Origin of the sequence: Paenibacillus sp. FSL K6-1558, from assembly GCF_038002565.1 — a bacterium.
GTDB classification, from domain to species: Bacteria; Bacillota; Bacilli; order Paenibacillales; family Paenibacillaceae; genus Paenibacillus; species Paenibacillus polysaccharolyticus.
Genome location: NZ_JBBOCV010000001.1, coordinates 641,288 through 666,683, shown reverse-complemented (window position 1 = coordinate 666,683; position 25,396 = coordinate 641,288). Strand labels below are relative to the sequence as shown.

General features: G+C 43.0%; 21 protein-coding genes. 5 read left to right on the top strand and 16 right to left on the bottom strand.

Features of this window, described 5'->3' with window-relative positions; genetic code table 11:
* Positions 1-10 precede the first annotated feature (10 nt).
* The gene (locus MHI38_RS02675; RefSeq protein ID WP_341180915.1) at positions 11-2,206 is read right to left on the bottom strand and encodes a hypothetical protein; all 2,196 of its coding nucleotides are present in this window, start codon (positions 2,204-2,206) and stop codon (positions 11-13) included.
* Positions 2,175-4,202: a tetratricopeptide repeat protein gene (locus tag MHI38_RS02670; RefSeq protein ID WP_154888772.1), complete on the bottom strand. Its 2,028-nt coding sequence runs from the start codon at positions 4,200-4,202 to the stop codon at positions 2,175-2,177. Before MHI38_RS02670 ends, MHI38_RS02675 begins: the two co-directional genes overlap by 32 nt.
* A 594-nt stretch (positions 4,203-4,796) precedes the next feature.
* On the opposite strand from MHI38_RS02670, the gene MHI38_RS02665 reads away from it, so the two are divergent.
* Complete coding sequence (locus MHI38_RS02665; RefSeq protein WP_341180914.1) at positions 4,797-6,524, top strand: sensor histidine kinase; 1,728 nt, start codon at positions 4,797-4,799, stop codon at positions 6,522-6,524.
* On the top strand, positions 6,502-8,148 hold the full coding sequence (locus MHI38_RS02660) for a response regulator (protein ID WP_186809651.1): 1,647 nt from the start codon (positions 6,502-6,504) through the stop codon (positions 8,146-8,148). The genes MHI38_RS02665 and MHI38_RS02660 overlap by 23 nt, the downstream gene beginning before the upstream one ends.
* A 102-nt stretch (positions 8,149-8,250) precedes the next feature.
* On the opposite strand, the gene MHI38_RS02655 is transcribed toward MHI38_RS02660, so the two are convergent.
* From MHI38_RS02655 to MHI38_RS02615, 9 genes are all read right to left on the bottom strand, one after another.
* Complete coding sequence (locus tag MHI38_RS02655) at positions 8,251-9,936, bottom strand: extracellular solute-binding protein (RefSeq protein ID WP_154888778.1); 1,686 nt, start codon at positions 9,934-9,936, stop codon at positions 8,251-8,253.
* Between the two features lie 47 nt (positions 9,937-9,983).
* Positions 9,984-10,862 carry a carbohydrate ABC transporter permease gene (locus MHI38_RS02650; RefSeq protein ID WP_154888780.1) on the bottom strand — a complete coding sequence of 293 codons (879 nt, stop codon included), beginning with the start codon at positions 10,860-10,862 and terminating at the stop codon, positions 9,984-9,986.
* 17 nt (positions 10,863-10,879) lie between these two features.
* Positions 10,880-11,737, bottom strand: coding sequence for an ABC transporter permease (locus tag MHI38_RS02645; RefSeq protein ID WP_244159223.1), 858 nt, complete (start codon positions 11,735-11,737; stop codon positions 10,880-10,882).
* A gap of 373 nt (positions 11,738-12,110) precedes the next feature.
* Complete coding sequence (locus MHI38_RS02640; protein ID WP_341180913.1) at positions 12,111-13,073, bottom strand: threonine ammonia-lyase; 963 nt, start codon at positions 13,071-13,073, stop codon at positions 12,111-12,113.
* A 12-nt stretch (positions 13,074-13,085) separates the two neighbouring features.
* Positions 13,086-14,090, bottom strand: a complete 1,005-nt coding sequence (locus MHI38_RS02635) for an ornithine cyclodeaminase family protein (RefSeq protein WP_154888784.1) — start codon at positions 14,088-14,090, stop codon at positions 13,086-13,088.
* 204 nt (positions 14,091-14,294) lie between these two features.
* On the bottom strand, positions 14,295-14,978 hold the full coding sequence (locus tag MHI38_RS02630) for a metal-dependent hydrolase (RefSeq protein ID WP_154888786.1): 684 nt from the start codon (positions 14,976-14,978) through the stop codon (positions 14,295-14,297).
* 138 nt (positions 14,979-15,116) lie between these two features.
* Positions 15,117-15,752 (bottom strand): FMN-dependent NADH-azoreductase, encoded by a 636-nt coding sequence (locus tag MHI38_RS02625; RefSeq protein WP_154888788.1) that lies wholly within the window; start codon positions 15,750-15,752, stop codon positions 15,117-15,119.
* 48 nt (positions 15,753-15,800) lie between these two features.
* Complete coding sequence (locus MHI38_RS02620; protein ID WP_341181896.1) at positions 15,801-16,049, bottom strand: tautomerase family protein; 249 nt, start codon at positions 16,047-16,049, stop codon at positions 15,801-15,803.
* A gap of 3 nt (positions 16,050-16,052) precedes the next feature.
* The gene (locus MHI38_RS02615) at positions 16,053-16,184 is read right to left on the bottom strand and encodes a hypothetical protein (RefSeq protein WP_341180912.1); all 132 of its coding nucleotides are present in this window, start codon (positions 16,182-16,184) and stop codon (positions 16,053-16,055) included.
* 132 nt (positions 16,185-16,316) lie between these two features.
* On the opposite strand from MHI38_RS02615, the gene MHI38_RS02610 reads away from it, so the two are divergent.
* The 3 genes from MHI38_RS02610 (at position 16,317) to MHI38_RS02600 (ending at position 19,704) form a co-directional block, all read left to right on the top strand.
* Positions 16,317-17,210 carry a helix-turn-helix domain-containing protein gene (locus tag MHI38_RS02610; RefSeq protein WP_341180911.1) on the top strand — a complete coding sequence of 298 codons (894 nt, stop codon included), beginning with the start codon at positions 16,317-16,319 and terminating at the stop codon, positions 17,208-17,210.
* Positions 17,211-17,246: 36 nt separating this feature from the next.
* Positions 17,247-18,845, top strand: a complete 1,599-nt coding sequence (locus MHI38_RS02605; RefSeq protein ID WP_341180910.1) for an ATP-binding protein — start codon at positions 17,247-17,249, stop codon at positions 18,843-18,845.
* 172 nt (positions 18,846-19,017) lie between these two features.
* Entirely contained in the window at positions 19,018-19,704 is a 687-nt protein-coding gene (locus MHI38_RS02600) for a CPBP family glutamic-type intramembrane protease (RefSeq protein WP_154959181.1), read from the top strand.
* A gap of 88 nt (positions 19,705-19,792) precedes the next feature.
* Here the strand turns inward: MHI38_RS02600 and MHI38_RS02595 are convergent, their stop codons facing one another.
* The 5 genes from MHI38_RS02595 to MHI38_RS02575 all read right to left on the bottom strand — a co-directional run bounded on the left by MHI38_RS02595 (position 19,793) and on the right by MHI38_RS02575 (position 25,289).
* Positions 19,793-20,689 (bottom strand): alpha/beta fold hydrolase, encoded by an 897-nt coding sequence (locus tag MHI38_RS02595; protein WP_341180909.1) that lies wholly within the window; start codon positions 20,687-20,689, stop codon positions 19,793-19,795.
* Positions 20,690-20,703: 14 nt separating this feature from the next.
* Positions 20,704-21,309: a DUF2239 family protein gene (locus MHI38_RS02590; protein ID WP_154888797.1), complete on the bottom strand. Its 606-nt coding sequence runs from the start codon at positions 21,307-21,309 to the stop codon at positions 20,704-20,706.
* 248 nt (positions 21,310-21,557) lie between these two features.
* Positions 21,558-21,686, bottom strand: a complete 129-nt coding sequence (locus MHI38_RS02585) for a DUF6254 family protein (protein WP_222592175.1) — start codon at positions 21,684-21,686, stop codon at positions 21,558-21,560.
* A gap of 251 nt (positions 21,687-21,937) precedes the next feature.
* On the bottom strand, positions 21,938-23,602 hold the full coding sequence (locus MHI38_RS02580) for a glycoside hydrolase family 13 protein (RefSeq protein WP_154888799.1): 1,665 nt from the start codon (positions 23,600-23,602) through the stop codon (positions 21,938-21,940).
* A gap of 55 nt (positions 23,603-23,657) precedes the next feature.
* Positions 23,658-25,289: an alpha,alpha-phosphotrehalase gene (locus MHI38_RS02575; protein WP_154888802.1), complete on the bottom strand. Its 1,632-nt coding sequence runs from the start codon at positions 25,287-25,289 to the stop codon at positions 23,658-23,660.
* Positions 25,290-25,396 lie beyond the last annotated feature (107 nt).

Sequence of the window (25,396 nt, the reverse complement as noted above, 5' to 3'; positions counted from 1 at the left end):
ATCCATAACGCTAAATCGATTTTTCTGTTCTATATAGAAAAGTTCGTAATTCGGAACAGTAGTGGCCATACTTATCTTTCATCCACAAATCCCGGAAAGAAGGGTCCATTCTTGTGAAAATGAAAGATTTTGCTTTTTTGGCTTCGGTAAAAAACAGATCAATACAAAAAGGATTGTCAAAATCGAACCACATGGGCTTCTGTTCGTGCGAAAAGTGAATAAAACCCTCCGTTGGTAAATTAAATCTGCTTTGGATTGTTTGCAGCCGCTCAAACTGTTGAAACCAATCGGATAAGTTCTGCTCACCGACCCAATCTGAAGGCTCAAATCTCCAATGTTCGCGTATAATGGTAACTCTTCCTACTTTAACGGGTGCGTGTCTACCTTTTGATATCGATTTAGGTGGATCAAAAATGGGTGTACCGAATAGAGCAAATGGGAAAAAGGTTTCCTCTTTAAATCCAAGAGAAGGAGAATAAAAATGTAAACATTGTTGCGAGTCTTTTATAAAAAGAGCTACTTCATTATTTTTAATTCGCACTTCGAGTTGCTCTAAAGACAAAATATTCTCCTTGATCGATTCAGAGACACCTGTTAATTCAACGCAAAGACCTGGATATTCTTGTGGGGTGCTTTTCATCGTGCGTTTAAATACCCAATTGGCCCACGACTGTGTGCTGTGTTCGACTTGTAAAGCGTTCTGAACCGTTTGTCGTATCTTATCTTTTTCGATGTTAAAATATTGCATCCACCCATCACCCGTAAATCCATGATGAAGCTCTCCTATAACAATGGATGAAACTTCAATTCCTATTTTGCTTTCATTGCCAATGATCATAAGATCAGGAGAAAGAAGCCACCTGAATGAGTCCATTTCTGATCTCCATTCTTGCAATACGTTTTGAGGCACTTGAATGTAAAAATTCCCCTGATCTTCAACTAACCAACTCTCTAGAAACTTGACCATGGACTGATTTTCAATAACTGCAGGATTCCGAAGCCAATACGATATCCACCTCTTTGCTGGTACGGATGAACGGCCATGACTTATTTTTTTAAATTGTTGTACTGCCGTTCTCTGGAATGCCTTCCACCGCTCTAATCGAAGTTTTGCTTGGATCAATATCGTTTGGTCTAATTCCTGCCAAAGATCTTCCGAGATAACGACGGGCAAAAATTGCTGATCGTAACACTCCTCGTATACTAAGGTTTTGTCAGCAAAATATTGGGTGTTTTTACCTTGATAATGCTCTCCTGTAATTTCGGTATACATCTCTTCGATTTTAGCTAAGGTGTTACTCTTTTCAATGGGTGAAAAACTACTGCCATACTTTTCTAGATTGTGCTTGATCTCAGACAATACAGCGGACCATTTAGGTGAATTACAATCTCCTGATTTCAGAAGAAGCTGGAATTCATCTAAGCCATCTACAGCGGAAGAAGGAAGTCTCCACTCCGCTGCATTTGTACCCAAGTCATGCTTTATAGCAGTTAATATTTTTTGTAGCGCTTGATGTGACATGAATGCTTTTTTCTCTATAATCTTTCTTTCTTTAAGGGGTGCTCCTTGATCTAAAACGCCATAACTAATGGGGCCAAATTCACCCATCGTATCGTTTTTTGTGGTAACACGTTGAAGATAGGCGAAAAGAGTTCTTCCCATTTGTCTTTTCTGACTATGCTTTGTATGCTTTTTTCGCTTATAAGATTGATAAAAACTCCAAAATGCCGAGTTAATTGTATAAAGCGCTCGATCATAACGCTCCGATTGATACAGTTCAAATAGTTTTTGTTGTACAAGTCCGAGTTCTTGCTCAAATGTATTACGAGTTAAGATTTCAAGCTGGACCAACTCTTGATTTTTAAGTGAATAAAATTGGATTTTCTCTTCCATATGCAAGTTCAGTAGCGTTGTTTTATCATTTTCAGTTAAAGGGTTCTTCTGTTTTATTCTTCGGATGATTCTACGCTGTTGGGAAAGTAGGATCTTTTGCTTCGGAATAGTTCTTATTTCTTCAATCCATTGGCTGCACCAATCGTTCAAAACTTTCGTGGCTTTTTGCCATTGATGAAAATAATCCTTCGTTTTAACTACTCTTAGCTGAAGAATATCTTCAATAGGGAGAGATGTGCTACGTAAAACAAAGGGTTTTAACCATTCCCAGGTGGATGTTTTAGCCCACACGGATTCTCTCCGCTTTTTCATAATAAAGATTAGTAAGATCAAAAGGCCGATTTAGTTTGGTTTCTGGTTTTTGGATTGACCATTTTACGTAACTCTCCCACGTCTCATCTCTTTTTTGATCCCATTTTAGTACGATTTCTGATGCTTTTTGCGCAGCGCTTCCTTGGGATTGAACTTTTAAGCTATTCAAAATTTCCTGTTTCCCTGCTTCCCCGTTTCCTTGTCTTTCCAGACATATGGCTAACGCCGTTGCAACCCGTGGAAGATCTTCATCTTGCATAAGAGCCAGCTTGGAATCAAGACTTTGGCTGTACCATTGCGTCGCTTTATCGTAAATCTCCTGCTCGAAATATATGGCTCCTATGCTTCTGGCGATGATATCCATATGAAAAGCATCATTCATCTCTTTGGCAATTCGATAACTATCTTCTAATGACTCAATGGCTTCAGCATATCGCTGAAGTTTAAAAAGCAGGCCTGCTTTTCTATATAAATAATGCTTTGTAAAAATCGGGCTTGAATGTATGACAAACGGTTCAAATTTTGACCAATGTTTGAGCGCAGCATCTACCTTCTTCATCGATTCAAATAAGACCGATATGTTGGAGATTAAGTTGATTTTGATATGGATAGCATCTTCTTTCCGATTGCCCTCTTTTATATGTTCCAACCCTTGTTTGCACTCTTTAAATGCCTGAGCCAGATCGCCCGTTCCCACGAAGGTAAGTGCCCTTAGGTTATGTAACCAAGTACGCTCCACTTCTACTTCGGAACCGGTTGTTCCCTCAATACTCTGGAGTGCCTGATCAATAATTTCCCTTCCTACTAATGGTTTGTTCAAACGTTTCGTACACAGCAATGCTACATACAAATGTAATTCCGACTTTTTTAATGTATCTTCTGTAAGGGAAAGTGCATTCTTGAATATAGCTAATGCTTTATCATATTCAACCATGAATGCATAACATAAGCCCATATAAATCCATAGTTCAACGTGTGTCTCTTTCCTCAGATTGTGGATATACGGGGATGCCTTATTGATGAGAAACAGCGCATGTTCATAATTCTGCGTGAAAACACTGATCTCTAGCGCTTCAAGTAACAATTCATCAAGATGGTCTACATCTCCATTGGTAATGCTGTCTAGAAGCTGTGCTGATTTGTGAGTTTCATTGTTTACAGGCTGCATGGTTAATGAATTTTCGTATGAGCAGTCACTTTGGTTCTCATCTTTCAAGTCTGTTAATTCATATATACTAGGTTTGATTTGATGGTACAGACTTTCAAGTAATTTATTTCTGTTTTCCGCCAGATTGACATGCATGCAGATATCGTTATGTGATGCCATGTGGAAACGGGAATCACGTTCACTGGCTTCGGATACGGTTGCAACAATGACAATGGGATGATGCTCAATACACTTAGACAAGCGGGCAAAACATCGAAGAGAATGTTCGTCCATTCTGTCGATCTGGTCAAATAGAATTATGGTGTTTGTGTGATTCAGATGTTTTGTATATTCTAATAACAATTTTACAATGGCTTGTGTAACTCTGAACATTTGTTCCGATTCTTTATGTAACCTACGACGTGATGGAGGAAGTGCAATATCTTCAAGATTTTGAGCATTCACAAAAGGAGACTCGGAACGGAATTTTGGAAAAAGATACAGAATCTCAGGTGCATGGCTTTTTAGAAGATGGTGTTTCCCGTTATGGAGAAAGGAAGAAACGATTGTATAGATCAGAGGTGCAATGGAATTAAACCCCTCAGTTCCCCATCTACCTCCAATGGTAATTAGATTCGTTGTATGAGCTAATCGATCATGTGTTTTTTTAGCAAAAGTAACTCTGTTAATCAAATTACCGTTATAAATCCATAGTTTATCTTCTATTTTTAAGGGAAGTTTGTTCCTCTTTTGTTCCAGGGTTTTCAATACATTAGATTCTAATACTTCATATTTTGACTTTATCTTACTTTCAATAAGAAAAGGAATCCCTACTTCTTTAGAATGCATATATAACACCATCCTTTTTGAATAATCTGACGTGTTATTTTGTTGATAAGTCTATCAAATATGATGTGATACAAAAGAGATCATGTGAGATTGAGTAATATGAGTTTTGTATTGAAATTTTGGACAAAGAATGTGCGGGATTTACTCTTTCAACTTTGAGTAGAATAAGAAGAGCGTCATGTAATTTTACGTCGTGACCTTTTCCAAAGTACAATACGAAAACTATTCTGACTTTTTTAGCGAAGGGTAAAGTAAATGGGCAGAATGTTATGTAGAACCATTGGATCCAATAAAATTCAATTTAACTACAGCAATTCTTTAATGTGTAAGATTTTTCTATTGTTATACATAATAACATAGATTTTTCATGTGTCAAATTTCGTATAATTGATAAATATCCGCCAACATTTGTCTTTTATCGAGCCAATTGCTTCTTTAAAATACGACAGAACCCTCTTTTTTTAAGCTGGATTCAGCTCATTCCAAGGACGTCCATGCCTTTAGAAGCTTCAAGTTCCTTCCCTTTGTACAAAAAGTTATTGTAGAATAAAGGATAGTCATTATGCTTCTTTGCTGTACAGGGGGAAAAATATGTTGAAGGAAAAGTTTTCAAAAGAAAACGCTTCTATTTTTCAAAAACTGGCGCTGGGCCTGGTTTTGATGTTTGTACTAATCATCCTGATCTTCTGGTGGATCTATCGATTAAACGTAGATGAAATTCAGCGTGAGCTGCAGAAGAATAAACTGGGCGAAGTACGTTTCATGTCCTCCCAGCTGTCTAATCAATTTGAGCAGGTATTAATGAATGCGCTGACATTATCCGAGGATCAGTCGGTTAGAGGATATACGTATGCTCTCACTTACGGGAATGATTTTGCTAAATACAAAGCCAAACTCGAGCTAATGGAGAAGTTGGCCCTTAACAGTGCTTCAACGGCTTGGAACAATACGATCATTCTATATTATCCAGATGAGAAGGCTACCGTATCTTCGGACCGTGAATTTTCATTTCAGCCGTTTGTCATGTCCAAAGATCCGCTGGATAAATGGACGTTACATATGAACAAGGATGGTACGGGGTATTATTCGCATCTTACCAAGGGACATCGAGGACCAATGTACATCGAGATTCGAATATCCTTGGAGGTGTTGCAGAAAATGATGTCTGAATATACTTCCGGGACACCCATGCTTTATGATTCGCATTTTAAGACAGCTATCCGGGGATTAGGATCCTCACAACTTGCCGAAGCTGACGCACAGGTTATTCCACAGATCAGAAATGATAGCGGTTTCTTCGAAATCAAATTTCAGAATCAGAATTATTTCATCAGTTATATGAAAGCAAGTATTCTCGATTTGTACTTTATTGATTACCATCTTACCAATCAATTGCAACAGTCTATCTCACGTAACAATACATTATTTGTGCTGGCGCTGATGGCGATGCTTCTGCTCTCTCTACTGTACACTCTGGCGCTGCGAAATCAGATCCAACAACCGATTATTCGTTTGCGTAAAGCGATTGATCGTTTTGACCGGGGAGATTTCTCCAGCCGTGTTGATGGAACCCAGACTCTTGAGTTTCGAATATTAGGCCGGTCGTTTAACCGAATGGCCGAGAATACCCAGACGTTAATCGAGCAGGTGCTACTTGGAGAGCTTTCGGTCAAAGAGGCCAGGTTGAAGCAGTATCAAGCCCAGATCAATCCACATTTTCTATATAACTGCCTCAACTATATTCAGAGCAAATCCAGTGTCAAAGACTATGAATCTGTAACCGCCATGACCCTGGAACTGGCTGCCTATTGCCGTTATATTCACCGCATTGAAGATATGGATACAACGCTTGGTGAAGAGCTCCGTTTTGTGAATCACTACATGTCCATCATACATATGCGAAAAAAGAGTATTACCTGTGAGATTCATGTGCCAAAACAGCTTCTATCTATTCGCATTCCTCGCATGATCCTGCAACCGCTCGTTGAAAATGGTGTCAAACACGGGATAGAACCTTCCATGGATCCTGGGAAAATTACAATTCGTGCAGAGCAGGATCAGGAGTTCATACGTATCACGGTTGCAGACAATGGTGTAGGCATGCCAGCAGAACGGCTTGCACTCATCAGTGAGCATATGGATGAATTAACACGTCCAGAAGAACAGATTGGAACTGGAGTCCGAAATGTAAATCAGCGAATCAAGCTTACGTATGGCAAACGATCGGGCTTGTCCATACAATCCAGCCTATATGAAGGTACCACGTACATCATTACTATACATAAGGAGGATATTGCAGATGCATCAGATTCTGTTAGTTGACGATGAATCCTATGTGATCGACGATCTTGAGATCTCATTCCCATGGGATCAATACCGTATTGAGCGTATTCACAAAGCATACTCCGGCATGCAGGCATTATCCATTCTGGAGGAACAAACGGTAGACATTGTGATCACTGATATTTCAATGCCTGTCATGAACGGACTTGAACTGATACGGCAGATCAAGGCGGTAAAACCCAACCTTCCCTGCATTTTGCTTACCGGTTATGCCGAGTTTGAGTATGCCAAAGAAGCGACGAAATATGGTGTTGTCGAGTATCTATTGAAACCGCTGGATGTCGAAAAACTGGCCTCCTGTCTGGAAAAAACGGTACTGTCCATTGAAGAGCAAATCCGCAGGGCCTTGTCCTATGAACAGGCGATGAACTCATTTCGCGAACATCTTCCTTCGCTGAAGGACAGATTACTGAATCAACTGATTGAAGGTAATCGTTATTCAGAAGATGTTTTGAACGATAAGTTGGGCCATTATCAGTTACCCTTCAGTGCAGAAGATAATGTGCAGCTTGTTCTGGTGCGGTTGGAAGAGCATTTCACCAGGTATACAACGACCAGCCTGCAATTGTTTGAATACGCTGTGACCAACATTGCATGTGAGTTGTTCAATACGGCTTTTTATACTTGGCACTGTAGGGATCATTACGATTATTTGGTCTTTTTATTAAAGTCTGCTGGACCTGACAACAACGAATGGCATACTTCACCAGACACGAATCATAATGAGCAGCTTACGAAGCAAAAACAAGATCAAGATCTCACCCATCTTTCCCTGCAGTTGCATCACAATGTCAATGAATACCTGAAAGGAGGCATTTCAGTCATCCTTAGCCATGGAGGCAGACTTCAGCAAGATATACGTGACATGTACGAGCAAGCCCTATCGGCTCTCAAAAAGCAGGTAGGTAACGGCACGGGATACTTCCTTTCCCTCGAGGAAAGTTATCGCCCCGTATCCATTCGTTCTTTGCATATATTATATGAACCTCCAACCTTCAATCATTTACTTGAAACGGCACAATGGGAAGTATTCAAAGAACGTCTACACCGAATTAAGATTGGATATACCGCGCTACCTGAACAAACCGAAGAACATCTAGACGAGATTCAGATTGTATTGTTATCGGCCTTTCATTACATTGCCCACAAAAACCAAGCGCTGTTGTCCGATCTGGTAGGAAACGAACGGGTTCCACGTGTGCCCTTTCGTTCAGTCTCCCAACTTACGGATTGGGCGGATAACATGCTTGATCGGCTGCGTATTAAGCTGGAAGAACAGTCTTTTGATGAGCAACATGACGTTATTCATCAGATCAAGACATTTGTTTCTGCTAATCTGCACTCCCTCAGTCTTCAATCGATCGCAGATCATGTATCCTTGCATCCGGTATACGTCTCCAAGCTGTTTAAACAATTTCAAGGTATCAGCTTAAGTGAGTATATTTTAAGCGTGAAAATGGATCTTGCCCTCTACCTGCTCAACCATTCGCAGGATAAGGTATATGAGATTGCCGAAAAACTGGGGTATGCCAACTCCCAATATTTCATCAAGGTGTTTCGTGATAAATTCGGGATGACACCGCAGGAATACCGGGAACAGTAATGCGGCATATCGTGAAGAAAGTAGCATAAAACAAAGTAAAAAACCGCGCTTCACGTACACAGGTCAATGAAACCCCTTGTACGTAAAGCGCGGTTCGTTTTTTTATTTTATCGTGTCATACCATGCATTGACTTCTTCGGTGATCTCTTTACCTCCAGAAGTCATATACTGCTCCGCAAAAGTATCAAATTCCTCAATCGGCGCTTGGCCATAAATGATTTTGTTCAATACTTCCTTCTCCAGCTTGGTCAGCATATCGCCTCTGGCAACCTGTGTTTTCGTTGGAACACCCGTGAACATCTGAGGCATTACAATATCTTTTTGATCAATGACAATTTTGGCTGCCTTAATCTGTTCAGGGATTCGGTCCGCCAGGTTTTTCTCATACTGAGTGGTCGGCTCTTTGCCATTCGCAAGATCAGCTAACGTATTCATCATCAGGTTAGGAATGATCGCTCCATCAAAGGTTAATGAATAACGGATCGCATCAATCCAGCCGCCGGGAATTTTGTCGCTTTGCTGCTCTTTATATACCTCACCGTCAGGGCCGATATCATAATCATATCCTTTGGCAAACCCGTGTACGAATGTTGTGCTGTCCGGATTAGCCCAGTGATCAAACAGATAGTTCTGGTATACAAAGAAAGCGTCTTTGTGTTCCATATCTTTGTTGATCAGAACAGCACCCGTACTAATTGGTGTTCCGTGGCGTCCCATTTTACCATCGGGACCAGCAGGAAGTGGATAAGCTTTATATTCAGCACCTGGCACATTTTGCTGCAGATCCGGGATTGGCCAGCCTGTCATCCAATAAGGGCCAACGATAATACCAGACTTGCCGGCAGTGAATGCTTCAGCGGCCTTAGGCTCATCATATAGTCCCGCTTCCTTATCAATATAACCTTTCTGCATCCACTCTTTCATCTTCTCCAGTGCCGGTTTCATCTCTGGTTGGATAGAGCCGTATGCAAGCGAACCGTCTGCTGCTTTATTCCACTGATTCGGCATCGCTCCAAACATACCAAAAATCCAGCCGGATTCTGCCATCCATGTGTTCAAATTGTTTTTGAACCCTACAGAGAGAGCAACGGTGTCTTTCTTCCCGTTTCCATCCGGGTCTTGATTGACGAAGGCATCCATTACCGTTTCTAATTCATCTAATGTTGTTGGTGCCTTCAGATTCAGCTTCTTAAGCCAGTCTTCACGAATGTACATCACTGGATCATTGTTGTAAGCGTTCTCCAGAATAGGAATTGCCATTCGTTTACCATCACGGATGTAAGGATTCCATACATTTGGATCTTCCGCCATCGCTTTTTTATACGTATCCGAAGCATATTTATCAAACAGTTCTCCTGCATCCACGAATTGACCCGATTCAATTAAATCACTGATTAATGTCTGGCTGCCACGGAAAGAGATAATATCCGGCATTTTTTGACCCGATGTGAGCATCAGACGAAGTTTGGTCTGGTAAGCATTATTTTGTTCACTGACCGTCCATAAGTACTTAATATCGATCCCTAGTGTATCGTGAGCCCACTTGGTATGAACGTTATTTTCAATGTTTTCCCCATTTTTGAATTTCAGGCTGCTAGTGATTGGGAATACCGTCGAAATGGTAACCGGTTCAACATACTTACCATTTTCAAACGGTGCGGAATAAAATTCATTACTGTCGCTAGGATTTTTCTGTGATGTAGAATCGTTACTGCATGCTGCGAGTACACCAGATAACATTGTAGCAGCCATCAGAATGCGAAGCGGCTTTTTCCATGTTTTTAACATGTTGTCTCCCCCATATCATATAAAATTTAGTTAACCCTGAATTGGTCTTACTCTTTAACAGCACCAAGTACAATCCCTTTAACGAAAAAGCGTTGGAGTAAGGGGTACACCACCAAGATCGGTGCCATGCCAATGAAAATCTGTGCCGCCTTGATCGTCCGTTGTGAGATATTCTCGAGGTCTTCGGGACGCACGGAAACTTTGCTAAAGTCTTGCTGTACGATGATCGTCTGCAAGAACGTTGCGAGTGGATATTTTTCGTGATCTGTCAGGAAAATCAAACCATCGAACCAGGCGTTCCAGTGCCCTACCATGGAGAACAAGGATAATGTAGCGATGGCTGGCATCGACACGGGCAAAAAGACAGAGACCAATGTTCGAAAGTAACCCGCACCATCAATAAAGGCAGCCTCCTCCAGCTCTTTAGGCACATTGCGGAAGAAATTTAATAACAGGATCATATTCCACACAGATACGGCACCGGGAAGAATAAGCACCCACATCGTATTGAGCAAATTAAGCTTCTGGATAAGAATGTAAAATGGAATTAAGCCCCCACTGAACAGCATTGTAAACACAAAGTACCACGTGTAGATATTACGACGTTTGAAGCTTCGATTTTCGCGGGATAACGGATAGGCTGCCAGAATGACAACCATCATGCTGAGAAGTGTACCCAGCACGGTTCGCTGTACAGCAACCCATAGGGATCGGATGAAGTTTTCATTAGCCAATGTTTTCTCATAAGCATCAAAAGTAAATTCAACCGGAAAGAGTCCAACCAGATTCGCATTGGCAGCTGCTTTACCGCTGAAGGAGACCGCGAGAATGTGAATCAACGGGATAATACAGAGTAACGATAATAAAATTAAGAACGTATAGTTAAACACGGTGAAAACTTTGTAAGGTTTTGTTTTATGATACATGCCGTGAGGTCTCCTTTCTAGAAAATACGGTAATTTGCAAATTTATAAGCTGCACGGTATGCGAGCACAATCAGAACGAATCCGACAACCGACTTGAACAGCCCGACTGCAGCCGAGAATCCAAACTTCCCGTCGATGAGACCTACCCGATAAACGAAGGTATCAATGATATCGCCCTTATCGTAAACGAGTGGATTGTATAGATTGAAAATCTGGTCGAATCCTCCGTTTAAAATATTTCCAAGGGACAACGTTCCTACGACAATCATAATGGGAATGAGAGCAGGAATCGTAATGGACCAGGTTTGTTGCCACCGGCTCGCTCCATCCACTTCAGCAGCTTCATATAGTGCAGGGTTTATACCTGCCAGCGAGGCGAGGAAGATAATCGCGCCGAATCCGAATTCTTTCCAGATATCACTGGTGACCACAACGATTCTAAACCAGGTACCTTCTCCGAGGAAAAAGATTGGTTCCAGGCCAAACACGGCCCCAAGAAACTGATTGATCATACCTTTTGTTGCGAGCATGTCCAGCAGTATTCCGCCTAGAATAACCCATGATAGAAAGTGCGGCAGATAAACGAACGTTTGTATACTCTTCTTGAAGGTTTCCTTCCGTACTTCGTTGAGGAGTAAGGCAAAGACCAATGGTGCAATCAGACCTCCAATCAGTTTCATTCCCGCAATAATTAAAGTGTTCCAGATCACCTGCACATTCTCCGGCATGCTGAACAAAAATTGGAAATGTTCCAGGCCGATCCAGGAAGATTTGGCAAACCCGAGCCAGGGCTTGTAATCCTGAAAAGCAATGACCAATCCGCCCATCGGTATGTACGCAAATATGAACGTCAAGATGACTGCCGGCAGTAGCATAAGATCCAGTGCCAGTGTTCGTTTAAAGCCTTTTTTGCGTTTGGTGCGCCGGGGACTCGGACGAATCACATCGGCTTGTGTGGGTGTGGTGGCTTTTGCATTACTCATTCGTGTGCTCCCCTTCTTTCTCTATGTTTTGCAGAGATAGGCGTCAGCTCTGTTGTATCTCCGTATATTCAGTATAGATTCACCGCTCCGAAGTCAACATGATAAAACGATAACTTCGATAACAAATTATTAATATGACATGCTCGTTGAACGAAAATAACCCTCATGCCTATAGAGCGTTCTCTCCACAGGTAAGAGGGTTATTGATTTACAGGTATAATTCACCGAAAACAACTAAACATGTATTTAGTATGAAGTGTAAGTGTTAGTATTTGGATAAAATATTCAGGAGTACATCTCCATCAATGTTGCCACCGCTTAACACAAGTGCGACATTTCGACCATCGATTCGTTCCCTCTGTTCCATAATTGCTGCAACTACAGTAGCGCTTCCTGCTTCAATAATGTATTTTTCTTCTTTGGCCAGAAAACTTAAGGCTTGGCCAATCGAATGCTCCGATACGGCAATAAAATCATCAACATAATCTTTAGCCATCTCGTAACTCAGTTTTCCAACCCCACCAAGGAGTGCATCACAGAGGGATTCCTCGCTAGGATACTGTTCATATAAGGTATGATCTTCGTAAGATTTAATCATGGCTGGGCAGGCTTCGGTTTGCACTCCAACAATTCGAATGGACGGCTTGATCGATTTGGCAGCAACCGCAATCCCTGTAATCAGGCCCCCACCACCTACTGGAACGACGATCGTATCAATATCCTGGTTTTGTTCTAAAATTTCAATGCCTATCGTGCCTTGTCCACCATAAATCTCCGGATCATCGTAGTAAGGATCAATATACGTTAAATGATGTTCATGAATGTACTTCATGCCGAGCGTATGAGCCTCGTCAAAATCTTTACCTAATTTCATCACTTCTGCTCCGAAATAGTTCATTTTATCAATTTTGCTTTGGGCTGTCGTTTCGGGAACAAACACCTTGACGGGATGAATTCCTAGAATGGAAGCCGCGTAGCTCACAGCACTACCGTGGTTACCTGAAGAAATGGCGGCAACGCCTCTCTTCTTTTCTTCCTCGGATAACGTCATTATTTTGTTTAAAGCCCCTCGGATTTTAAAGCTCTTTGCTCGTTGGAAGGACTCCAGTTTGAAAAAGTATCTTCTGTTCAGATCGCCTAGATAGAACGACTCTTCAAGTGGTGTTTTCTTCAGGTGTTTATTGATACGATCATATGCTTGTAACACATGTTCATAGTTAAAAGTCATTTCTCTTTCTCCCTAGATGCCAATTTTAACGCCGAGATTTCGTTCCTCTGCAGTCTGCAATGCGATTTTCGCTGCATATATATCCAGAATCGCCATACCTGTCGCATCAAATATGGTGATTTGTTCGTTTGAGGTTCTTCCCTTTGTTTTCCCTAAAAGTAAATCCCCAATCTCACCGCATATATGGTTTTCTGCAATCTTGCCTTCTTTTAGCGGTATCTCAATCTCGCCCACTTGTATACAGTGCTCCCGATCATCTACATATAAGATGGCTTGTGACACCAGGTTGGAGTCAATCTCCTGTTTTCCCGCCATATCTGCACCTATGCAAGAAAGATGTGTGCCTTCTTTTACCCATTCCCTCTTAATGATCGGCGTTCTGGATGATGTGACGGTGATGATAATATCACTGCTTTTTACAGCTTCTTCTAACGATTCTGCTGCTTCAAACGTAACGTTCTCTATGTTTGTACCAAATTCAGATTGAAGTCGGTGTGGTAAGGTGTTTACAAAAGTTCTCAGCTTCTCTTGGTCCCTACCAGCCACACAAACCGTTTTCAAGTTCGGAAGCACGGATAAGGCACAAGCGATTTGGAAGATCGCCTGATTGCCAGAACCTACGACAAGGAGAGTTTCAGAGTCTTTTCTGGCCAAGTATTTTGCTCCGATTGCCCCCGAAGCACCTGTACGTATGCCCGTAATATAGGATGCCTCGGTTATGCCTAAGGGTCTGCCTGTATCGGCATCAAATACGTTTATAAGCCCCGTCAACGTGGGGAGTTGCTTCGCTTCATTCTCGGCAAACCATGTGATTGTTTTATGTCCAAATACCTTATCACTCTTCAAATATCCTGATTTGATATCCATATCTGCCTTGCCTGGAACAAAATCGTAGAAGATTGTCGGCCAAGTCTCCGTGTTCTCTTCACTCCTAGCCTTGTATACTGTTTCCACTAAATGTATCACCTGAGGTACATTCAATCCTTGTCTGACATCGTGATCACTTAAAAATCGCACCTGGTATGCCTCCTTCTTTATCAAAAAAAGCACTGAATCTCATCCCTCCCACATTACATAGGCCCTAGTGGGGATTGAGACTCAATGCTTTTTATCGTTCTTACCCGGGGATAAAAACAAGCATGATATAAAATTTGTAGCTTTATTTTAGCTGAACTTTGTTGAGAATACAACGATTATTCCGTTTTGATATACAAATGAGACTCAGAGTTCAATTCCTTCGCCGGCTTCTAGAACTTTCCCTACTCCACTAGGCAACAGCGCGACAAAGGAATGCGGGTTTTGCTGAATGAACGGAAAGGTATTGAAGTGAATCGGTACCACCTGTTTGGCTTGAAGCCATTCAGCCGCCACAGCCGCGTCTTCGGGTCCCATGGTGTGGTTGTCTCCAATGGGGAGAAAAGCCAGATCGATGGCATGGCGATCACCAATCACTTTCATATCATAAAACAGGCCAGTGTCTCCTGCATGGAACACCGTTTTTCCTTCGGTGGTAAATAAAATTCCTGTTGGCATGCCGGTATACGTAATTTTTTTCGAAATATGGTTTACATAACTTGAACTATGGAAAGCTTGTGTCAATTTCACTCGCCCGAAGTCAAACGTATACGCACCCCCAATGCTCATGGCATGTGTACGAACGCCTTCCCATCCGAGCAGGTCGGCGAGTTCGGGTGAAGCAATAACCAGTGAATTGTTGCGTTTTGCAATGTCTACGGTATCTCCCACATGATCGCCGTGCCCGTGTGTCAGCAGAATAACGTCTGTTTCTATGGTGGATGGATCAAGATCGGTATGTGCGTTTCCGGTAATAAAAGGATCAATTAAAATGATAGTGCCTTGCGTTTCGATCTTTACTACAGAATGTCCGTGATAAGTTACTTTCATGACTAAATCCTCCTTGAATCAAGATACCCATCCTGCAAATGACGGATGAACCGAAAAATGCGTGATGGGTACAATGAGATGCGATACAAGTTGACGTATTGTAATTCCTGTTTTTACATCGTTATTTTATATCTAGCATTAAAATGTTTGTGCTATGCTACGCGCTTGTTCAATGCTTTCGGCTTTGATCTGTGGTGCACGTTCTCCTGCTGTGGATACACCCTCGATAAACAGATGCTGAACGTCTGTGATGCCTACAAAATGAAGTACTGTTTCCAGATGACGGTTGCCATTCTCACGATCCGCTACAGGACCTGATGAGTATACTCCGCCACTTGCCTGAATGTGGAACGCTTTTTTGTTTTGTAGCAGGCCAACTGGACCGTTTTCGGTATATTTGAATGTTTTGGCTCTGACACAAAAGGAATCGATATAAGCTTTCATTACGGGAGGATAAGAAAAGTTCCACATGGGTGTCACAAAAACATATTTGTCTGCAGCCACGAATTCTTCGAGAAGTTCATTCAATTGAGTTACTTTTTGTTGCTGTATTTCAGTCAATTGATTGAAAGTGCCGCCTGTTTGCAGTTTGCCCCAAGCATCCAATACGTCTGCATCGATGTGTGGGATATTGCGTTGATACAGATCTACATGCACGACCTCATCTTGAGGGTGACTTTCACGATAAGCTTGTACGAATTGCTCGCCTGCCGAAAGGCTATACGATGTCTCGGGGTTGCCGGGATGAGCTGTTACATATAGTAAAGTTGACATAGTTATAACTTCCTCTCTTATATACGGTATGAATGCATTGTTACAGATCTAGACAATAAACGAAGCAATTCCATTGCCGTATGACCAGTTTTCTTTGGTAACTTCAATCAGATTAATGAATACATCTTCTTTTCGAATCCCCACCTTCTGATGTAACTCTTCAGCGAGCGCTTCATAAAACTCCTTTTTCATTTCGTCAGGACGACCCAGGTTCAAGGTGACCTGAATGATTAGGAAACCCTCACTTCTTTCGATATCCAGACAAGTTGGATCAAAGCTGAAATTTTCTCGATCCAGTTCTTAAATAATCAGAAAAAGATCATTTGTGGGCACATGCAGTTTATCCACGATGGTTTGTAAAACAACTTCCTTGAGCTGCGTTTTCTCTTCGCTCGAACGACCTTTCAATGCGACAATGCGAGTTAAAGGCATCTGTGTTACCTCCTTAGTTAATTGGTGTTGATATGACTTATTTTATCTGCTACAATCCAGAACACGAATGTACAAGAGTTCGTGTTTGTTCGTGTGCTCAGGTTGCTTAGACTATGAAATTCAGGTGATGTCATGGAAAACGATAAATACACAAACGATTGGCCCCATGAATGGATTAAAAAAATTCGTACAAGGCCTTCTCGGAAAGGCACTTTTAAAAAAATGCGGCAAGTGGACTTGGCCAAGCGAGCTGGCGTAGATCCAAGGACGGTACAGCAATGGGAGAATGGGGATCGTCTCCCCAGTATCGGAAGCCTGAAGCAGATCATTCAGGCTTTTTGGGAAGAAGGACTTTTTCTAGAGGATGCTGCTATAGAGGAAGCTACAATGTTATGGAATACCGTCAAGCGATTCTCGGAAGCGCGTTCGGCGTCAGGTCGTGAATTTGCAGATTTTGATCAAATATGGTTCAACACCCTCATGGCAAGTGAAACTGTGCAACCTGAGGCTGTGAAAGAAGTGTCCACAACACCGTTCAAGGCAGCAGTACGATTACGCAATCGACCCTCCACCTTTGTCGGACGACAACATTCCAGAGAAGTGCTGACTGAGAAATTGATTGATCATGCTCTGATTTCTATCATCGGACCTGGTGGGATTGGCAAAACGTCTTTTGCTACCGAAGTGGCTTCCACACTCACAGCTCGTTTTTCGCAAGGAATATATATGTTTGAATTTGGTACAATCCATGATGCACATGACGTATATCCTTTGCTTTTATCTACATTGGGGCTGACCACCCAGGGGAAGATGTCGGATGAAGCTGTGATCATTGAAGCGATACGTCATTATGAGCTGCTGTTTATTTTCGATAACTGTGAACATATCATTGATACAATTGCTGAGGTAGCGGAATTCCTTTTGATGGAAACACCAGACCTACGAATAATAACCACCAGTCGAGAGCCTCTTAATATCACTCAAGAATTGGTTTATCGCCTTCCTCCACTCTCTTATCCTGCGTAGGAGGATTTATCGGATGTACATACTGAATCAGAATGGATGAGCTATGAAGCGATCCAGCTGTTTGTGGAACGAGCCAGCGTTCTGGTTCCGCACTTTGTGCCTACGCTTTCACATTTCAAGCAAATCGGTGCGATCTGCCGGAAAATTGAGGGCATACCTCTAGCGATTGAGCTTACGGTAGCACGGATGAACATGTTGAGCTTGGGACAGATTGAAGAACGTCTCACTCAGCAGCTTACCCTTTTGACTTCAGGTAAACGAACCGCCGGGCCTCGGCACCAAACACTGCGTTCAACCATTGATTGGAGTTATCATCTGCTGACAGGCAAGGAACGCCATTTGCTCCAAAGGTTAAATGTATTTGCGGGCGGTTTCACGCTGGAAGCAGCAGAGGCAATCTGCATATGTGAACCGGATCTGTCTGGCCAGAAAGACCCTATTACGGTCGAAGATATGCTCGATCTTTTATCGGGTCTGGTTAACAAGTCTCTTGTCTCCACCGGGATTGATTCGCACCATGGCTCCATTCGTTACTCTTTGCTGGAGGCAATCAAGGAATATGCCACAGATAAATGGAACGAACAATCTGATGATGAAAAACGTAGTACTCTCTCTATGCGACATATGGAATATTACAAAGGCTATTTGATTCAGGCTGAAGCCTGCTTCAGAACCATTGAACGAGAGCTTAGTATCGAATCTGTGAGAACGGAATACGCCAACTTAAGTGCTGCACTTCAATGGTGTTATGCTCATGTTTACTCACGAGCATCGGGTCTTCATCTGGCGGCCCATCTGTATGGGTTCTGGCTTCATGAGGGCAGATTGAAGGATGGATTGTTCTGGCTGGAACGATTTTTGCATGTAGAAGAATCGAACGATGGTTCTGCAACGGATTGTGCCAAAGCATGGCACGGGTTAGGCATCATTCAATTTGTTCAAGGGAACATCCAATCGGGAATGGACGCTGCAACACGCAGTGTGGAGCTAGCCCTTGAACAACAAGACAATTCCCTGTCTGCCTCTTCCCTTCGCTTGCTTGCTTTTATCTACATTCGGCAGAACGATCTTCAAAAAGCGGAGGCAATGGCACAACAGAGCGTAGAATTGGCAAGAAGTATCAATGACTCTTGGAATCTTGCTTCTTCACTGCATGCATACGGCAAAATTCGTTTGGAACAGCAACGTTATACAGAGGCTTCCAACTTGCTGGAAGAGAGCGTGCGTCTTTTTCAAATGGTAAAGGACCCATGGGAACTATCTGGCCCGTACGAATGTCTCGGGTATTCCGCGTTGAAACGCGGGGCAATGAATCAAGCGGTTGAATATTTCAAGAAATGTATCGCTGCAAGTCAGATCTACCGCGGTTCCTGGGTTCTTTCTCGTGGAGTTGAGGGTTTGGGAATAACATTATGTGCTCGGGGAGCATTAATGGAAGCCGCATTATTACTCGGTGCTGCCGAGAAAAGACGTCAGTCCTATGGCGGGGATAATCAACCGAGCTTTCCAGAAGAATATTTGGAATGTGTGGAAGCCATCCATCAAGGTTTACAGCAGCACGAATGGCAAATTTGGTGGAATAAAGGGGCAGACATGAGCCAAGCGCGAGTCCTTGCTTATGCGCTCGAATTGTAGAATGATCGTTTCTGAACCGTCTTAAGCCGTATTCTATCTTGGGCCAAAGTCAGAGAGCGATTCAACAATCACGGAGAGGTTTACTTGTTTTTTTCATATGGCTTATTTCTCTCACCCTACTTAGCTATGTACTGGCAATCAATGTGTCACCTGTATTTGGTCTGCTACTAATGTGGGCCCAGGACTCTCATCTATCCTGACACGGCTTATGTTGCGCGAAGGCTTTGCAGATATTTCTCTGCGATTTGGCGGGATATTAACGTTAAAAACGCTTCCTTTTGTGCTACTATTTCCAGTAGTTGTCGGGTCGTTAGCTTATGGATTCGCCTGGATAACCGGCTTGGTCGACTACGTGCACACCAGTGGCTCTTTTATCTGGGCTCTGATGGGAAGTGTTATTTATCAGATGTTTGCTGGTACATTGTTCGGTGTGATCAGCAGTGCCGGTGAAGAGCTGGGATGGAGAGGCTATATGCTTACCAGATTAATAACAGCAGGTGTGCCCAAACCGATTCTTACAAGTGGGTTGATCTGGGGAGCGTGGCATATTCCCGCCATTCTGTTAGGGAGTTATTATTCGGGACCATCACTCGGATTGTCAATTATCCTATTTTTGATTACGATCAGTTCATTTAACTTTGTCATCAGTCATCTTCGTTTAAGTACAGGTAGCATATGGCCGGCAATCCTCCTTCATGCTTCCTGGAACGCCGTGATTCAGGATTCATTTGATCTATCCACAAGCGGAGAAAACGCCTACCTATGGACGGGGGAATCCGGCATATTGGTTGCTTTGGTGATGCTGTTTGCCGTCTGGGTGTTTTCCCAAAGATCACAGTTGATGCAGCATAAAATATAATTAAGTTTCGGACAACATGGGTTTACTGCGACTTATCACAAATAAAGATAATACAGTTTAAGCCGCTATTAAAGCGGCTTTTTACTCATCACGGGCGTGTACTGCGGGCTGTCCTCTCAATTCCATCAACAACGGTTTCAAACAGCTGCTGCGGCAAATCATGGCCCATACCTTCAAGTAACATCAATTCTGCACCGTTGATCGCTTCCGCCGTGTCTCTACCGCAAGCGGGAACAAACATCGGATCTTCCACACCGTGAATCACTAAGGCTGGGACCTTAACTTTTGCCAGTCGCGCCCGCCGATCACCTGAAACCGCAATTGCAGCAATCTGTCGCCCAACACTTCCCGGGTCATAAGCTCGCTGTATTTCCTCTCGAATGAGTGAACGATACGCGTCTTCCTCAAAAGGGTAACCTGTACCGGCAATACGTTTAGCAAAAGCTACGCTGAGAGCCAAATAACCCTCTTCATCCTCCATCGGATTCGGTGCTGGCCCAGTCATCAACGCCATGACTTCCGTGGATGTGGGTGGAAGTTCCGGGTTACCTGTAGTTGACATTAGTGAAGTAAGCGAGAGGACACGCTCGGGATATTGGCTGGCCATAAGCTGGGCAATCATACCGCCCATCGAACGACCAACAACATGTGCTTTTTTGATCCCCAAGGCATTTAACAATCCAATTGTATCGTCAGCCATATCATCAAGGGTATATGGAAGATCAGGAAGTTTTCCCGACATGAGTGTTTTAGCAAGTGCTTCGAAATCTAATGTTGCATGATTGCTAAAATGGGTCGATAACCCCGTATCTCGATTATCAAAACGAATCACTCGAAATCCACGTGCTGCTAACATCTCACAGAATGGAACCGTCCAACGAATCATCTGTGTGCCGAGCCCTGCAATTAATAGAATGGTTTCATTCTTTTCACTGCCATAACTGTCATAAGCAATATCAATATCGTTTACTCTTAACATATTCATTACGATGTTCTCCTCTATTCCTGCGTGAATGCATTACTGGACAAAGACTTAATATAATCTCTGATATCAGGTGTCCAATCATCAATTGATTCGTAAAAACGATTTTCATTCGGGGCATACAGTGCTCTCAAAGCTTCTTCGTATTGAGGGAAATCCCCCGCCATTGCTGTCATGAAATGATAGGTTGCTTCCTGCGCCGCACGAACTTTGTTTCCGTTCTCCCCTGAATGGCGAGCCTCATCAATCAGTTTTCTTAGGGTTACCGAAGCGCCACCGGGTTGAGCTTTAAGCCAGTCCCATTGCCTGGGCAGCAAAGTAACCTCACCGGATACTACGCCTAGTTTGGGGCGGCCGGCTCTGCGAGCGGGTTGTTCATTTTCTTTCGTATCCTTTATTCGTCCCGGTTTACTATTAAGACGGTCTAATACATCCTCTAGGCTTCCTCGAAAATCAATATCTATCGGTTTTCCAGTAGAATCGTCAAAAACAAGCAAATCAAAAAGTGTATTCTCTTCCAAGTTTTCTTTTACGACTTGAACAACGTGTTGTAATGTACCTTTGACGAAATGTTTTCTGCCTACAAAGGCAGTGTAGTTTATCTGTGTAGGTGAATCCTGCATGTTAACCCTCCTTTAATGATCTTCTTTAGGTATTATACCCGGGTAAAAATATGAAGTCAATATTACCCGGGTATAATTAATTTATCTCATCTTGGTCTTTTTTTACATGAAAAAATCCCTCACAGTAAAGAGTGACTATTTTACCTGACTACCATAGGAGAGCATATTCTATATAAGAAAATAATACTGTTAAAATTCCAATATAAATGTAAAATGACTGCCGGCAAATATCGCCGACAGTCATGCTCTTACTCCGTAGTATTCTTCTCTTCATATTCGCTTGATATTTCTTTGAGCGATCTGATTTTACCATGAGGGTGCTGTTCTTGCTTACGTGACTTCCAGGCAGCTTCCTGCCTTTTCTTCTGGCGAGCCATATAAGATCTCCTCCTCAGGAAATGAGAATAGTACTACTTCTGTAGGATGTCATGAACAAGTCACTTTCATTCATACTAAGCTGTATCCTCTGCCTACGGTTAGGCTATTATATGTCATATATGAAAACTTCACCACAAGACTGGAGCTGTGGTGAACTCCTACACCTATTAAGTTGCTATAAATGGGTGTGGGGCTATCGAATAAAAAAAAGCATGACTCGTTAGAATCATGCCTCGAACAAGCGAATCCCCTACATTTTATCACATAATCCAATGCGGGCTTCGAACGGCTGCAGCTGACCAGCGTAAGAAATCTCATAGTTGGTCAGCCATATCTCGGAGAGTTGAACGCCCGGCTCATCATCCTTAAGCTCCACCATCTGTTCAGTAAGATTAATGAGTACTAACACCTGCTGATCTTCCAATGTACGTGTATAGGCGAAAATGTGAGGGTGATCAGGCAGGAGCAGGTCATAGGTGCCGTATATCAACGTGTCATGCTGCTTGCGGAGCCGAATCATCTCTTTATAAAAGTGAAGGACAGAGTTCGGGTCTTGAAGCTGTTTCTCCACATTGATATCGAGATAATTGTCATTTACCCTTAGCCAAGGAACTCCAGTCGTAAATCCGCTCTGGTTGCCTGCAGACCACTGCATCGGTGTTCTTGAATTGTCACGGCTGGACGCCCAGATGATATTCATGATCTCCTCATGCTCCATGCCTTCTGCCTGCTTGATCTGATACAGATTTTGGTCTGCGATGTCGTTATAATCCTCGATGGAAGGGTAAGCCACATTGGTCATGCCAATTTCTTGTCCCTGATAGATGAAGGGTGTGCCCTGCATGAAAAAGTACATTGCTCCAAGTGCCGAAGCGCTCTCATACCAGTAATCGACATCGTTTCCCCAGGATGAAACCTTGCGCGGCTGATCGTGATTTTCAATAAACAGTGCATTCCAGCCGATGCCTTCCAGTGATTTCTGCCACTTGGTCATTACGTTTTTCAGTTTGGGAACATCCAGCTGCTTGTCTGTACTGTTATTCCATAGGTCAAGATGTTCAAACTGAAAAACCATGTTGAATTTGCCTCTGACTTCACAGATCCAGTCCAGCAGATCTTCTGAATCTTCTACTTTGACTCCATTGGCTTCGCCAACGGTGACGACATTATATTTCGACAGCGTCTCTTCTTTCATTTCCTGCAGATAGCGCTGAATGCCTTTGACATTCATATGCTTCTCGAATGACGAAATGTATTTGAAACCTTCCTTGGCCGGCATATCCAGCAGACCTTCTTCTTTGTGGATATGACTGATCGCATCCACCCGGAAGCCGTCAATGCCTTTGTCCATCCACCAATTCATCATTTCATAGATGGATTTGCGAACGTCGGCATTAGCCCAGTTCAGGTCCGGCTGTTTTTTGGAGAACAGATGAAGATAGTACTGGCCTGAAGTTTCATCGTACTGCCAGGCTGAACCGCCAAAGATGCTTTCCCAGTTGTTCGGCTCCTCCCCGTTCTTGCCGTCTTTCCAGATGTACCAGTCTCGTTTGGGATTATCCACGGAAGAACTTGATTCAATAAACCAGGGATGCTCGTCACTGGTGTGGTTAATGACCAGATCCATAATGAGCTTCATACCGCGACGATGTACTTCATCTAATAATTGGTCGAAGTCAGCCATCGTACCGAATTCATCCATAATGGCGCAGTAATCACTGATGTCATAACCGTTATCATCATTAGGTGACTTATACATCGGACAGATCCATATCAGATCAATACCCAGTTCCTGAATATAATCCAGTTTTGAAAGAATGCCTTGTATATCACCAATGCCGTCTCCGTTCGAATCCATAAAGCTCCTCGGATAGACCTGGTAAGCGACGGCCTCTTTCCACCATACTCTTTTCATTCCATCTCTTCCTTCTTTCTTCAAATGAATAGGCTTTAGTTGGGTATGCTGCTTTTCAATTGTTCTGCATAAGGTACATTCTGGCTTCGTAAGCACGCAGCTCATTGTCTGGCAGCATATCTGTGTAATTGGCAAGCAGCAGTTCGGCTGAGGATGACAAATGTTCCTGAAGCGGAAGCTGCACCGTTTCTCCCCGGAAGTTACAGACAACCATGATCTGATTCTCATGTAATGAGCGTGTGTAAGCAAATACATCCGGATGTTCCGGGAAAATCAATTCATAATCGCCATATACAATGACCTCATGATCTTTTCTAAGCTGAATGAGCTGACGATAATAATGGAAGATGGAGTCCGGATTTTGAACATTTTCCGCAGCATGGATCTCCGTATAATTCGGATTGACTTTAATCCAGGGCTCTCCTACGGTAAATCCTGCTTGATGGGAGTCATCCCACTGCATGGGTGTTCTCGCATTATCACGCCCTTTGGCGTAGATCGACTCCATAACTTCATGTTCGGGATATCCTTTCTCCATTCTTTCCTTATAAAAACGAAGCAGTTCAATATCCCGATAATCCTTGATCTCATATTGGACATTCGTCATGCCCAGTTCCTCGCCCTGGTAGATGTATGGTGTTCCCTGCATGCCATGCAAAAGGGTTGCCAGCATCTTAGCAGATTCAACCCTGAACTCCCCGTCATTACCCCAACGTGAAACAATTCGAGGCAGATCGTGATTGTTCCAGAACAAACTGTTCCACGCTTCGCCTTTGAGCTCGGTCTGCCACTTGGACAGCACATCTTTCAATTCCATTAGATCTAGAGGTTTGAGATCCCACTTCCCCCTCCCCTCCTGCTCATCCAGACTGATGTGCTCAAATTGAAATACCATGGAAAACTCACTGCCATCAGGGTTGCTGTACAATTTTGCGATCTCCGGCGTGGCTCCCCACGTCTCTCCTACGGTTAACAACTCCTTCCCTTTCTGGAATGTTTTCTTACTGAGCTCCCTGATATATTCATGCAGAAGAGGTCCGTTTCCTGTAATTTTGGAATCCGGCTCTTTCCCGATCAAATCTATGACATCCAGGCGGAATCCGCCTACACCTTTTTCGATCCACCAATTGATCATGCTGTAGATGTCCTGACGGACTTTCGGGTTCGCCCAGTTCAGGTCCGGCTGTTTGACCGAAAATAAATGCAAATAATACTGCCCAATCTCAGGCACCCATTCCCAGGCTGAACCGCCGAAGGTAGATGTCAGGTCATTGGGGGGGGTTCCTTCAATCCCGTCTCGCCATACATAATAGTCATGGTACGGGTTGTCCTTTCCTTTTTTAGCTTCCTGAAACCAAGGATGTTCGTCAGAGGTATGATTCAGGACCAGGTCCATAATGATGCGTATGTTCCGTTTGCCGGCTTCATGAATTAAAGCTTCCATATCCTCCAGCGATCCAAACATCGGATCAATATCCTGGTAATCCGAAATATCATAACCATAATCATCTTGAGGAGACTTGCAAACAGGTGATAACCAGATCGCACCGATCCCGAGATGCAGCAAATAATCCAGCCGAGATATAATGCCTCTTAAGTCGCCGATTCCATCTCCATTGCTATCTTGAAAGCTGCGCGGATAGATTTGATAAACGACGGTCTCTTTCCACCATTCTTGCTGTTCCATGTTTCATTCCACCTCTCTGACGCTGCCTAAAGGCTGTGCCTACGGTTATTTTAGTAAAGTTTCAATGCGGTTGTATATTAAGATACTCACGGTTGCAATCTCATGGC